This window comes from Microbacterium sp. J1-1, assembly GCF_024498615.1.
Taxonomy (GTDB): domain Bacteria; phylum Actinomycetota; class Actinomycetes; order Actinomycetales; family Microbacteriaceae; genus Microbacterium; species Microbacterium aurugineum.
In genome coordinates, this window is sequence record NZ_CP089590.1 from 115,048 (window position 1) to 127,617 (window position 12,570).

Here is a 12,570-nt window from a genome sequence, read left to right on the forward strand (position 1 = left end):
CTGCGCCTCCCTCGCGCCTCTCCCTTCGAGGCCCTTCGCATGGCACCTTCCGAAGAACAGGAGCACGCGGCGTCCGTTCTGATACACCGATTGGAGAAAAAGGTCAGAATCCATCGCCGTGGCACTGGAACGGCGCGGTGTGGCCGGTGTCGAGGGCGGCCCGCGTGAGCGCGTCGGCGGGAGCCGCGCCGGCGGAGAGCTCGGTGTGCACGGCGCTCAGCAGTTCTGCGGCGACGTCATCCGGGACCGCGACGGGCGCGGCGATGACGCAGTCGGCACCCGCGTGCAGCCAGACGCGGGTCATGCCCAACGCCTCCTCGCCCCAGCGCACCGAGGAGCGGCCGAGTTCGCACGCCGACAGGATCACCGTCGCGGGGACGCGGGGGATCAGGTCGACGTCGTAGCCGAAGAGGGTGCCGTCGACGAGCTCGAAGCCCGAGAACAGGGGGTTGTCCACCGCGTGCCGGCCGTGCGCCGCGATGTGCAGCACGTCGATGCGCGCCGCGAGCTCGGTCACAGCCGCGACGGTCGCCTCCGTTCCTTCCAGGATGTCCGGCGTCCGGTCTGCGCCGCGCCAGGCTGCCGCTGCCCGCGACACCTCGTCTCCTGCCCGAGCGACCCGGGGCCCGGCGGCGAAACCGATCGACCGCGGAGGAGAGTCGCCACGTGCGGGTCCGCCCAGCAGGCGCGACACCGACGTGGCGAGCGTGAACGGTACGCCGATCATGCCGGGCAGCATCGCCCACGGCACCCCGGCGAGGGCGCCCGGAACGGTGATCGCCAGCCGATCCGCGGGGGGCGCTGCCCGAAGCAGGGGAGCGAGCACCTCCGCATCGAGGAGTGCCAGGCGGGAGGCGAGCGCCCGCTCCGTCACCGCCCCCATCAGCCCGCCACGAGTGAGCGCGGCCATGTCGAGGTCGGCGCGGAGACCGTCGAGTGCCGCCTCCACGCGTGTCCAGGCCAGGTCGACGACCGTGGCTCCCGAAGACGTCACGACGATGCCGTGCAGGGTGGAACCCGTGAACACGTAGGAGAGCACCGTGGTGCCGGGAGCGAGTCGCGCTGTAGCCTCCGTGAGGTCGAGTCGTTCGCGGGTGCCGCCGGACCCGGTCATGGTCCACTGGCGTTCTCGCACCCGGTCGCGCAGGGCCCGCACCCTGGCATCCCTGGTCCAGTCGGCGCCGGCGAGCTCGGCGCGCAGCATCCGCAGTTCCGCCAGATCGACGGCGAGGGATTCGTCATGCGGAGGCCGGACCGGTGCGACCTGCTGGCTGAGGTGTCGTGCGCGTTCCGACCACTCGAACAGGGTCTCCGGTTCTTTCAGTCTCGCCGCGGCGGAGAGCCCCGCGAACATCAGGTCACTGCCGTGCATGGCCACCGACGCCTGCAGGTCGAGCGCACCGAAAGACTGCTGCCAGGTGGTGAGGAGGTCGAGTCCGGCCGCGGCAGCACGCAGCGCCTCCCGGTCGCGTCCGGCCGAGGTGGCGCGCGCAGCCCGCACTTCCTGGGCGCGAAGGCGGAGCGGGGTCGGAGCGTTCTCGTCGAGCCGGGGCAGGCGCCCGCGGCCGTCTCGGCGGGCACTCAGCCGCAGACCGGTCGCCTCGGTGCGGAATCCTGCACGGTCGAGAGCCTTCGCGACGCGGTCGAACTCGTCCGCATCGATCGCGCGTTGCGGGTGGGCGCGCTGCCCTGCTTCCAACCGCACGGCGTCGGCGCGGGCCGCCCATCCGTGGTTCGCGAGCGCGGTGAAGCGCCGCGCCGCGGTCCGGGCCGCCCGCTCCGCGGCAGCGGGGTCGTGGCGAAGGAGCGAGCGGGCGAGATGGAACTCGGCTTCGCCTCTGGCCTGCCTCATCCGCTGCGCCCCGAACGCGGCGGCGACCTGGGCGAGCAGCGCCTCCGCCTCGGTGGTGAGCCCCGCATCGCGGAGCACCTCGGCACGATCCAGGTCGCTGATCGCCGCAGCGAGGTCGCTGATCGCCGCGAGTTTCGGGCGCGAACGGGTCATCTGCGTGAGGGCGGTGACGAGGTCGCCTCCGAGGAGCGCCGCATAGCCGAGGTTGTGCCGCGCTTCGGCGAGCGGGCCCTCGTCGTCGTTCGCCTCGTACACCGCGACGGCGCGACGCAGGTCCTCGACGCACGTCTCCAGCTCGCGCTGCTGCATCCGCACGACGGAGCGGTTCAGCAGGCAGTTCGCGAGCTCGGTCGTCTCGTCGCCGATCGCCGTCAACGTGTCGATCGCGCGGGTGAGCATGGCCTCCGCCTCCGCGAGTCGGCCGCCGTGCATGAGGAGCGTGCCGAGTTGACCGCTGAGCACCGCGATCGTCTCGGGGCGGAGCCCGGAGCGCCCCAGGGCGTTCCGGCACAGCTGCTCGGCCGCCGCGGGCTGCCCCTTCTGGGCGAGGACGTACGCCACCGTGCCGTCGATCCGTGCGCGCAGGTCGGGGTCGTCGGTGCGCGCCGAGGCGGTGTCGAGCGCGCGCCGCGCCTGTGTGAACCTCCTCGCGTTCGCCGCCTCGACGCCACGTCGGTGCAGCTCGATCGCGGACAGGGGCATCGCTCCAGAATGCCCTGCCGTAGGGCCGTCCCGCTACGGATGTCGGGAGAGCCGGCCGCACCTCAGTGACGGATGTCGGGAGAACGGACGGATGTCGGACGTGCGACGGCGTGTCGCCCTGCCATCCGTGAATCGCCCCGCCATCCGTACCGCGAGGCGGCGCGGGCGGTGCGGGCGGCGCGGGCGGCGCGGGCGGCGCGGGGCACGTCAGTGCGGGTCGACGGGAGTCGGGAGGGACTTCAGGACGGCGGCGACCGCCTTCGCGGCGACGCCCGGCGTGACGCCCCCGATCGGTACGCTGCCCAGCTGTGCGGCGATGCGCCCCGCGACGTACGGTGCCGAGAACGAGGTCCCGCTCCACACCGCGAACCCGCCCCGGTAGTCGTCCGGGTCGATCGTCTCCCGACGAAGGCCATCGACATCCGCGCGGGACACTGCCTGGGTGCCGCCGACGAACGCGGGTGAGGTGCTGACCACGGCGGCACCGGGCGCATAGGCCTGCACCCACGGCCCGATGTTCGAGAACAGCGCCACCGATTGTGCAGAAGGATTCAGCGCCCCGACTGACACGAGCGGTGCGTTCCGGTCCGAGGGGATGCCGTTGTCCGCGCCCGGCCAGGGCCAGAGCGACGCGGGGAAGGAGGGGCGGTCGATCGCGTCGTTGCCCGCCGAGCAGACGACCACGCAGCCGAGTTCCCGGGCTTTGGCGAGCAGCTGGAACAGGGTGAGGCTGAACAGGCCGTCGGTCGGTGTCTCGTGGTAGTAGCTGAGCGAGAGGTTGAGGACGTCGATCGGGAAGCCGGTCTTCGGGTCGGCGCGGTGGCGGCTGAGGAGCGTGACGACCTGCGCGATCGTCTCCAGCAGGGTGCTCTCGTCGATCACGCCGAGAGCACCGGCCACGCGGATCGACAGGATGTCGGCGTCCGGCGCGGTCTGTCGCACGAGTCCGGCGATGAAGGTGCCGTGCCCTGCGACCGCGTCGATCTCGCCGTCGAGCTGCCCGTAGAGGTCGGGGTAGCGTTCCGGGTCGGCATCGTCCGTGAGTCCCACCGGCACACCGTCGAGGTCGATCGTGCGGGTGACGATGTCGGCGGGAAGCCAGGCATGCTCCCCGCATCCGGTGTCGAGCACCGCGACCACGGGTCGACGCCCGCGTTTCGGGGAGGCACCGCGCACGGGCGCCGGGCCCAGCCACGTCACCGGCTGTCGTGCCCCTCGCCCCGGCTCGAGGTAGTCATCGCTGCCTCCGGCCGCGCCCGCGCCCCGGATCGGGTTGGTGCGGGTGAACGGGTTCGTCCGCGTGAAGGGGTTGGTACGGGTGAACGGATTGAGCCCGACCGGGTCGATCGACAGCACGTGATCGAGGCTGGTGCGCGGCATCGTCGAGCGGGACATGCGGCGGGCGCGCTGGAGCACCCGCCAGGCGTCGGGTGCCACGGGTGATTCGCCGCGGACCGGTTCGTCGGGAGTCCGCAGTCGTGCGCGCAGGAAGCCGGGAACGCCCGGAACCAGTTCGCCGTCGACCGCCGAGCGGCTGCCGTCCTCGATCTCGAGCTGCCAGCCGAAGGTGTCCGCCGCGTCACGCAGAGTGCGCACCTCGCGGTCGTAGGCCTCATCCTCGCCGAGCACGCGGGTGATCAGCAGTCGCTCTGGCAGGTAGGCCGTCGGATAGGCGCGGATCCCGTCCACCGGCTCCGTGCTCGGATCGAGTGCCGTGCCCCGGCGGATCGATCCCTCTGCGCGGTCCTGCCAGGTCCATCCCTTGGGCTGCTCCATCGTCATCCTCTCGGTGCGGGTCTCCCCGCGGCATCATCGACGGGCGCTGCCCGCGGTCACAGCTCGAACTGCGGGGTCGCGAGCGTACGCGTCTCGTCCCCGATCTGGGTCGTCAGCCGCACGCGCGTGAGCCCGGGCGGCACCTCGTCGAACACGAAGCGCCCCGTCTCCTCGGGCGCGGTCGATCGGGTCCGTTCACCCTGGGTCAGCACGATCTCCGCCGCTGCGGTGTCGACCCACCCGTCGACGCGGCGCCGACCGGACGCCGTCCGTGTGACGTGCAGCAGGATGCTCGTCGAGCCGTCGCTGAACTGCAGGGTCAGCGCATCGGCCTCGCCGCGCACCGCGCCGAGCTCCCCTTCGACCAGGGTGAGCAGCGCGTATTCGCGGTTCAGGCCGTCGGCGGCGACCGCCGCGACCATGCGGTCGATCAGTCCCGCCGGCATCGGATCGACCTCGCTCCACAGCGTGCGGAGTCGGGCGAACATCTGGGCGTCCTCGTGCTCGGTCATGCGAGTCCCCCTGTCTGCGCTGCCGGTGGCGCGTCCAGGAGGGCGCGCAGCTTGGCCAGGCACCGGTTCCGCGTGGGGCCGATGCTGCCGATGGGCATGGCGAGGTCGCCGGCGATCCGGGCGTAGTCGGGGCGGTCTTCGAAGGCGATCACGCGCAGCAGCTTCTGACAGCGCTCGTTGAGTCGGCGCACGGCCGACCAGAGCCGACGGTTCTCATCGCCGCGCGCCGCGTGCTCTTCGGCAGACGCCTGCTCGGGAAGAAGGGTGTCGAGGTCGTCGGTGTCGGTGGTGTCGACGCGTCCGTGCGCTTTCGCGACCTTCCAGGCTTCGCGCCGGGCGGTGGTGGTCAGCCAGGCGGAGACGGCGCGGGGGTCGCTGATCGATTCATGCCCGCGCACCAGCTGCAGCCAGGTCGTCTGCACGACGTCTTCCGCGAGCGTGCGTTCGAGCCCGTACGCCCGCACCACGTGCCACAGCACGGGTGTCATGAGATGTACGAGCTCGTCCATGGCGCGACTGCTGCCCTCGCGCCATGCATCGAACAGGTTCGCGGCGCGCTCCCATCGGGAGAGCCCGTCGTCCGAGGCAGGATCGAGCGCAGCGCCGGGTGCACCGTCGATCATGAAGCCCATTGTGATCACACCTACCAGGAGCACGGCAAGGGCTTTCTGATACATGTCCGAGTCCAAAAACCTCGCTTCGCCCCGGTCGGCGGCCGCGGCGGATCCGGATAGCGTTGAGGGGTGACCCTCCTCGCCGTTCTGCTCTTCCTCAACGCCGCCTTCAACGCCGTCGTCTGGCCGCAGTTCTACAAGCGGGTCGCCAAGGATCCGCGGGCGCGGGACGAGAACGGCAAGGCCACGCCGTTCCTCACGGTGCACGTCGTCCTCATCGCGATCGCCCTCGCGCTCGCCCTCGCCTCGGTGATCGCCGGCATCGCGGCTCTCGCCGGCGCGCTCTAGACGCTCCGGGCCCCGGCACTCCGACCCGCGACGGAGTCAGGCGGATTCGAACTGCTCGGCGTGCGTCGCCCAGCCCGACTCGACGGGCAGGGCCCGCAGTGCGCGGTTGCCGACCGCGAGGATCACGGACACCAGGCACAGCGCGGCGCAGATCAGCAGCGTCCCCTCGCGTCCGATCCAGGCGAGTCCGAATCCCGCGACCAGAGGCGCGAGCGGCATGGCGCCCATCGCGAGCACGCCGGCGGCGCTGTTGGCGCGACCGAGGAGCGCGCTCGGGGTCGCGACCATGAAGTAGCCCAGCATCGCGGCGTTGAGGGAGGGGAGCAGCAGGACGGATGCGCCCAGCACGTGCGCGATGGCCCACGGCTCGGCGACCGTCGACAGCGCGACCGCACCTCCCGCGACCACGGCGAGTCCCGCGATCGTGAGCGCTCCGGCCCGGATGCGGGGCACGAGCATCGGTGCGCAGGCGGCGCCGACGAGCATCACCGCGCCGATCGACGCGGAGAGCGTGCCGATCACGAACTCCGGGTAGCCCTCCTGCTGGAGTGCGTAGATGACGGTCGTGATCGCGGCGTTGAAGCCGAGGTTGATGATCGTGGTGATCAACAGCACCCCGCGGAGGTCGGGGCGGGAGAACAGCCACCGGAACCCCTCGCGCAGCTCGGCCCACGCGTTCGGCTTCCTCGCGGCGGGGGCGGCGGAGTCGTCTTGCGCGGCACCCTCGTCGACCACCCCGGCGCGGCGGGCCTGGCGTCCGAGCAGCCAGGCGGTCAGAGCGGCGATCGCGTGGCACAGGGTCATCGCCACGCCGACGAGCCATCCGCCGACGCCCAGGAGCAGACCGCCGAGGGGGCCGCCCGCGAGCTGGAGGGCCGCATCCCGTCCCTGGTTCGCGGCCTGGGCGCGTCCCATCGCCTCGTCGGGCACGATCTCCTTGATCGCGCTCTCGCCGGCGACGTCGAACAGACCGCTGCGTGCGGCCAGCAGGACGTCGATCACGAGGAGCGAGCCGAAGGTCAGGGCGTCTCCGAGGGCGAGGAGGGTGAAGCCGCCCGCGAGCACGATGCCGATCACGGAGCCGAGGAGCATCAGGGCGATGCGCCGGTGTCGATCGGCGAGCACGCCGCCGGCGAGCGTCATCAGCAGACGCGCGATCATGCCCGCGCCACCGATGATGCCTGCCTGGGCGGGGTCGTTCGTGACGATCAGGGCCAGCAGCGGGATCGCGAAGCCGAAGAGTGCGGCGGCGAGGCCCTTGCTCGTGTCGCTCACGAGCCAGGTGAGATACCGGGTGTTCCGCCAGAGGCGGTGCGGCGCGGTCCGGGTGGTCATGCGTCGAGATTAGATGCGCAAGAACAATTGCGCAAGTATCATTGCGCAATTTACGGCGCGGGTAGGATCGGCACATGACGGAGGACGGCGCGAAGAAGGGCACGAGCGAAGATCCGGTCTGGATGACGACGGCCATGCTCAAGGCCTACTCGCATCCGCTTCGGCGCCAGATGATCCGCCTCTTCTCGCGGCGCGACTTCCTCCGTGCCGCCGACATCGCCGCCGAACTCGGAGTGCCCGCCAACAGCGCCAGCTTCCACCTGCGCGCGCTCTTCGAGGCAGGTCTGATCGAGGAGGCGCCTGACAAGGCCCGCGATCGGCGGGATCGGGTGTGGACGGGGCGCAACGGCGCGCTCAATGTCGGCGGCCCGGAGAGCCCGGTCGCCGACGACGAGCTTCGGCTCGCGGTCGTCGCCGCCCTGGTCGAAGACCACCAGGATCTGGTGCGACGCGTCATGGCGTGGACGCCCGAGTACGTCGCCGGACGCACCACTGAAGTGCACGCCTCCTTCATGCAGCGCACCATCCGCTTGACCCAGGCCGAGTTCGAGGAAGCCATGGCGAGCTTCGGCAAGGTGCTGGACGCGGCGGGCGAGGCGCACGACAGCAGTGATCCGGACGGCCGCTACTGGCAGCTGGATCTGATCGCCGCCGACGACTCCATCTGACGCGGCTACGCCGGCTCCGTGCGGGGAGTGCCGCTCAGGATCAGGATGCGACGCAGGTGCATCGTGGTGAGCACCCCCGGCCCCATCGTGCGACGCACATCGACCGTGCGTTCGTCGATGACTTCCAGGAGGATACGGATCGCCCGTGCGGCGTCCTCACGTGCGCGGTGATCCTCACTCGATGACGCATCGCCCCGCGCGATCACGTCCGCCACCGCATGGCAGGCGGCGGAGAGAGGCTCGGGCAGTGCGGCGTCGAGGGCGATGCCCGCGGGTCGGTCCCAGATGGTGTCGGCGATCCCGTCGGCGATGTCGCGGATCAAGTGGGCGATGCGATCGAGCGCGGCGAGCTCCGCATAGCTGGCCTGGACGCGGGTGCGATGCCCGCGCGCGCGGGGGTTGCCCCGCCTGCTCTCCTCGGCCTCCGCCAGCGCTGCCCGGAGCTCGGCCGAGGTGTCGGCGAGCGACTCCGCGTCCTCCGCCCACTGCTCGTTCTCGGGAGGCCACGACGTGGAGACCGCCGAACCGATGTCGTGCAGGTGCGTCGCCAACTGCTCCCGGAACGCCGCCAGCTGCCCCGCCGCGGCCACGGTGAGAGGCGCCGGGGCGATCGCCACGTTCACGACCAGCCCGATCACCACTCCGACCGCGGTCTGCGTCAGGTACCCGAGCGAGTAGTCGTCGGCGTTCTGCCCGCCGATGATCAGCACGAAGAGCGCCGCCATCGGCACGTACTCGCGTCCGACCCCGAACCAGCCCGTGCCCGAGAGCAGCACCCCGATCGCGACGACGAGGGGGATCGTCCACCAGTTGGGTCCGACGGTCAGCACGACCACAGTGGCGAGTCCGATCCCGGTGGCGAGGCCCAGGAGCGTCTGCAGGCTCGACCTCGCGGATCCCATCAGGGTGGGGTACATGCTCACGAGCGCGCCGAGGGGTGCGTAGTACGGATACTCCTGCGTGACTCCGGGCATGTGCGGAGCGATCAGCCACGCGAGTGCCACCGCGAGGGCGGTCTTGGCCACCAGCAGCAGCCGCGCCGGACGGACCGCATCGTGCAGGGCACGGGCGATTCCGACGCGTCGCGCGGGGAGTCGGGGTCGGCTCGGGGTCACGGCATCTTCTCCTCGGACGGCGGACACCGCGACAGTATGCGGTCGACGTCGTGCCCGCGACAGGCTTGCGTCGACGGGCACGTGCCGGTAGCGCGCGAAGACGCCGACCGCCCGAGGAGGGCGATCGGCGTCGACGGCGGGTGGTTCGCTAGGGGATCGCCCTCCGGAAGGCGAGGAACGAGACGCCCATCAGAACCACGGTGGCCACGAGGCCCCAGAGCGCGAGCCCGACGGCTCCGAGGTCGCCGATGCCAGCCCCGACCTGGCCCCACAGCTCGAGCCGGGTCACGAGGTAGACCAGGCCGACGAGTACGAGCGCCAGCGTGATCCACACGATCGTCAGTACCATCAGGCCCCAGCTCTTGTAGATCGTGGCTCCCGTGAACCCGACCACGAAGAAGAACAGTGCGAGGGCGAAGTAGACGACGAACGCTCCGAGCGGGCCTGCCTCCCACAGCCACGGGAGATAGAACACCCAACCGTTCACGCCGTAGCCGTTCGTGGCGACCTCGATGCCTCCGCCGATCAGGAAGAGGACGCCCATGAAGGTGCTGGCGAGGACCGCCGTCAGCATCGTGCCGAAGAAGAACTCACGACGCGTGATGCTCATCGCCTGGGAGAACGGGAAGGTGAGCGTCATGGCCGAGAGGCCGATGGCGAAGAAGTACCAGAGGGGCGCCTGACCGCCGCCGCCGTACTTGGGGGAGTCGCCCGGGATCATCGCATAGATCAGCACAGAGATCAGGGTTGCTCCGGCGAGGATGATCAGTGGGACCCAGATGAAGGTCTGTCGATTGATCATCTGCAGGCGGATGACGTTGAGCGTGCGTCGCATCAGCGCACCTCCTCTTTCGTGGTGGCCGATCTCGGGGAGCCGGCCTCGGCCTTCTGGGTGAGACGCACGATCAGCTGCTGCAGTGAGACCGGGGCGAGGTCGAGTCCGGAGGCCGTGATCTCCGCGCGCTCCTCCGCCGACACGGTGCCGAGGACGGTGACGGAGGCCACGCGGCCCAGCGCCTCGCGGTGCAGAACTTCGCGGTCGCCGACCCAGGCGTCGACCTTCCCGGCGTCGCCCACGACGGTCACGGCGCGGTCGCGCACGGCATCCGTGTCTTCGTGGAGGAGGATCTGACCGTTGTCGATCACGATCACCTTCTCGATCAGGTTGGACACCTCATCGATCAAGTGGGACGAGAGGATGACGGTGCGCGGGTGCTCGGCGTAGTCCTCGACCAGACGATCGTAGAAGATCTGTCGGGCGACGGCGTCGAGGCCGAGGTAGGGCTCGTCGAAGAAGGTGATCTCGGCGCGCGAGGCGAGTCCGATGATGACCCCGACGGCCGAGAGCTGACCGCGGGAGAGCTTCTTGATCGTCTGCTTCATCGGGAGTTGGAACTCGTCGATGAGCTCATCGGCGAGCGCCTGGTCCCAGTTCGGGAAGAACAGGCTCGCGGCCTTGAAAGCGTGCTTCGGATAGGCGTCGTCCGGGTACTTCTGGCTCTCGCGCACGAAGCAGATGCGGCTGAGCACGTGCGCGTTCTCGTAGGGGTGCTCGCCGAACACCTTGACGGTGCCGGAGGACTCGAAGTTCTGCGCCGTGAGGATCGACATGAGGGTCGTCTTGCCGGCGCCGTTCCGGCCCAGCAGACCGTAGATCGCGCCTCCCTCGATCGCGAGCGACACATTGTCGAGTGCTCGCTTCTCCTTGTAGCGCTTGCTGAGGTTCTGCACCTCGATGACGGTGGTCATGCGGGGGTCTTCCCTTCTGCGTCGGTGGTGTGTGCGGCGCGCTGCCGGAGCAGGTCCGCGAGGTCTTCGGCGCCGAGCCCGAGTGTGCGGGCTTCGGCGAGGAGCGGGTCGATGTAGCGGTCGGCGAAGGCGGCGCGGCGCTCGCCGAGGAGCAGGTCCCTGGCGCCTTCGGCGACGAACATGCCGATGCCTCGGCGCTTGTAGAGCACTCCCTTGTCGGTGAGCATGGCGACTCCCTTGGCTGCGGTGGCGGGGTTGATCCGGTAGAACGCGGCCAGCTCGTTCGTGGAAGGGGCCTGCGCCTCTTCGGCGAGCGAGCCGTCGACGATCGAGTCCTCGATCTGCTCGGCGATCTGGAGGAAGAGCGGCTTGCCTTCTTCGATCACGAGTCCTCCGCGTGGTTAGTGGGTTACTTACTCGACTAAGTAACCATAGAACCTCGACTGATGTCAACCCCTTCGCCGACCTCGTCCGCGCGTACAGTGGGCTGGTGCCGGAGTTCCCTTACAGCCGCCTGCGCCGCTGGCCCGATGTCGAGGCGGACAACCTCCAGGCGCACGATGCCACGGATGAGCTGCTCGTCGACCGGGCGCGCGCCTTCGGTGCTCCGGGGTCCGAGACCGTGGTCATCGGTGACGGCTTCGGTGCGATCACCCTGGCGCTCACGGACGCCGGACTCGACGGTGTCCGGGTCCACCAGGACCTCGCGACGGGGCGCCGCGCACTGCAGCGGAACGCCGACGAGCTTGGGATCACGGGGTTCGTCTCGCACGAGCTCGAGCCCGCGCTGCTCGACGGTGCTCGTCTCGTGGTGCTGCAGCTCCCGAAAGCACTGGCGGAGCTCGAGGAGATCGCGGATGCCGTCGCACGCTGGGCCGCGCCCGACGTGGTCCTCGTGGCCGGCGGCCGGGTGAAGCACATGACACTCACCCAGAACGAGGTGCTGGGGCGGAGTTTCGCGCACGTGCAGGCGCAGCGCGCCGAGCGGAAGTCCCGGTTGATCGACGCGTCGGGACCCCTTCCCGTCCCCGCGGATCCGCCGTTCCCCGTGACGGCCCAGCACGATGGGCTGACCCTGGTCGCGCACGGTGGCGCGTTCGCGGGCGCTCGTCTCGACATCGGCACGCGGGTGCTGTGCGAAGTGCTCGGTCTGGGTGGTTCACAACTCCTCAAAGATGGCGGGAATCAGACCCGAAACGGCCCGATCGGGGTGGGCGGCGAGGATTCTTCCGGAGTTGTGAACGCGACGGAGGGGCCACGCGTGCTCGATCTCGGTTGCGGTACCGGCGCGCTCGGCGTCTCGTTCGCCCTCGCACATCCGGAGGCACGTGTGACCGCGACCGACCGCTCGGCCGCAGCCGTGGCATCTGCGCGAGCGACGGCGTCCGCGAACGGGGTGGCCGACCGCGTCACGGTCATGCATGACGACGCAGGGTCCGAGCTGCCGGACTGCTCGTTCGACATCGTCCTGCTGAACCCGCCCTTCCACCTCGGCACGAGCATCCACACGGGCGCCGCCACCCGCCTCTTCGATGCCGCGGCCCGCGTGCTCCGACCGGGTGGCGAGCTCTTCACGGTCTACAACTCCTCCCTCGGATACCGCGCCGAACTGACGCGTCTGATCGGCGCCACCGAACAGCTCCGACGCACCCCGAAGTTCACCGTGACCCGCAGCGTCCAGGGCCGCTGAGCGCGCGTTTCGACCCTCGACGAATGCCCGTTATGCGATCGTTGGATACCTGTGCAATCCCCCGGTCAGCGGAAGAAAAAGAACGTGGCCACACTGCCGGGATTTGCCCCTGATCGGCCATTTCGTTAAGTTGGAACGTGGGCCTGACGGCCCGAAGACCAGTCCGCGATCACGTCCTTCTTTCGATGAGCTGTGCTGCGAAGAGGCGT

At 70.1% G+C, this 12,570-nt stretch carries 12 protein-coding genes; 3 read left to right on the plus strand and 9 right to left on the minus strand.

Translation table 11 applies throughout. The features are described 5' to 3' along the window. Positions 1-103 precede the first annotated feature (103 nt). The 4 genes from LRQ07_RS00570 to LRQ07_RS00585 all read right to left on the minus strand — a co-directional run bounded on the left by LRQ07_RS00570 (position 104) and on the right by LRQ07_RS00585 (position 5,519). On the minus strand, positions 104-2,554 hold the full coding sequence (locus LRQ07_RS00570) for a CHAT domain-containing protein (protein WP_256535505.1): 2,451 nt from the start codon (positions 2,552-2,554) through the stop codon (positions 104-106). Positions 2,555-2,761: 207 nt separating this feature from the next. Next, entirely contained in the window at positions 2,762-4,330 is a 1,569-nt protein-coding gene (locus LRQ07_RS00575; protein ID WP_256535506.1) for a S8 family peptidase, read from the minus strand. Positions 4,331-4,386: 56 nt separating this feature from the next. Continuing rightward, positions 4,387-4,842: a hypothetical protein gene (locus tag LRQ07_RS00580; RefSeq protein ID WP_153243294.1), complete on the minus strand. Its 456-nt coding sequence runs from the start codon at positions 4,840-4,842 to the stop codon at positions 4,387-4,389. Then, a complete protein-coding gene (locus LRQ07_RS00585) occupies positions 4,839-5,519 on the minus strand; it encodes an RNA polymerase sigma factor (RefSeq protein ID WP_248539353.1) in 681 nt (226 codons plus the stop codon). Before LRQ07_RS00585 ends, LRQ07_RS00580 begins: the two co-directional genes overlap by 4 nt. Positions 5,520-5,585: 66 nt before the next feature. On the opposite strand from LRQ07_RS00585, the gene LRQ07_RS00590 reads away from it, so the two are divergent. Continuing rightward, positions 5,586-5,804, plus strand: coding sequence for an SCO4848 family membrane protein (locus LRQ07_RS00590; RefSeq protein WP_131492870.1), 219 nt, complete (start codon positions 5,586-5,588; stop codon positions 5,802-5,804). A gap of 36 nt (positions 5,805-5,840) precedes the next feature. On the opposite strand, the gene LRQ07_RS00595 is transcribed toward LRQ07_RS00590, so the two are convergent. After that, positions 5,841-7,139 carry an MFS transporter gene (locus LRQ07_RS00595; RefSeq protein WP_256535507.1) on the minus strand — a complete coding sequence of 433 codons (1,299 nt, stop codon included), beginning with the start codon at positions 7,137-7,139 and terminating at the stop codon, positions 5,841-5,843. A gap of 74 nt (positions 7,140-7,213) precedes the next feature. Here LRQ07_RS00595 and LRQ07_RS00600 point away from each other — a divergent pair, with 74 nt between their 5' ends. Then, the gene (locus tag LRQ07_RS00600) at positions 7,214-7,807 is read left to right on the plus strand and encodes a winged helix-turn-helix domain-containing protein (protein ID WP_256535508.1); all 594 of its coding nucleotides are present in this window, start codon (positions 7,214-7,216) and stop codon (positions 7,805-7,807) included. A 5-nt stretch (positions 7,808-7,812) separates the two neighbouring features. Here LRQ07_RS00600 and LRQ07_RS00605 read toward each other — a convergent pair whose 3' ends face one another. The 4 genes from LRQ07_RS00605 to LRQ07_RS00620 form a co-directional block, all read right to left on the minus strand. Continuing rightward, positions 7,813-8,922 carry an FUSC family protein gene (locus LRQ07_RS00605; protein ID WP_256535509.1) on the minus strand — a complete coding sequence of 370 codons (1,110 nt, stop codon included), beginning with the start codon at positions 8,920-8,922 and terminating at the stop codon, positions 7,813-7,815. Positions 8,923-9,070: 148 nt separating this feature from the next. Further along, complete coding sequence (locus LRQ07_RS00610; RefSeq protein ID WP_256535510.1) at positions 9,071-9,757, minus strand: hypothetical protein; 687 nt, start codon at positions 9,755-9,757, stop codon at positions 9,071-9,073. Further along, complete coding sequence (locus LRQ07_RS00615; RefSeq protein ID WP_256535511.1) at positions 9,757-10,671, minus strand: ABC transporter ATP-binding protein; 915 nt, start codon at positions 10,669-10,671, stop codon at positions 9,757-9,759. The genes LRQ07_RS00610 and LRQ07_RS00615 overlap by 1 nt, the downstream gene beginning before the upstream one ends. Next, positions 10,668-11,057: a GntR family transcriptional regulator gene (locus LRQ07_RS00620; protein ID WP_047523878.1), complete on the minus strand. Its 390-nt coding sequence runs from the start codon at positions 11,055-11,057 to the stop codon at positions 10,668-10,670. The genes LRQ07_RS00615 and LRQ07_RS00620 overlap by 4 nt, the downstream gene beginning before the upstream one ends. Before the next feature lie 104 nt (positions 11,058-11,161). Here LRQ07_RS00620 and LRQ07_RS00625 point away from each other — a divergent pair, with 104 nt between their 5' ends. Then, positions 11,162-12,361: a class I SAM-dependent methyltransferase gene (locus tag LRQ07_RS00625; protein ID WP_256535512.1), complete on the plus strand. Its 1,200-nt coding sequence runs from the start codon at positions 11,162-11,164 to the stop codon at positions 12,359-12,361. Positions 12,362-12,570: the final 209 nt, after the last annotated feature.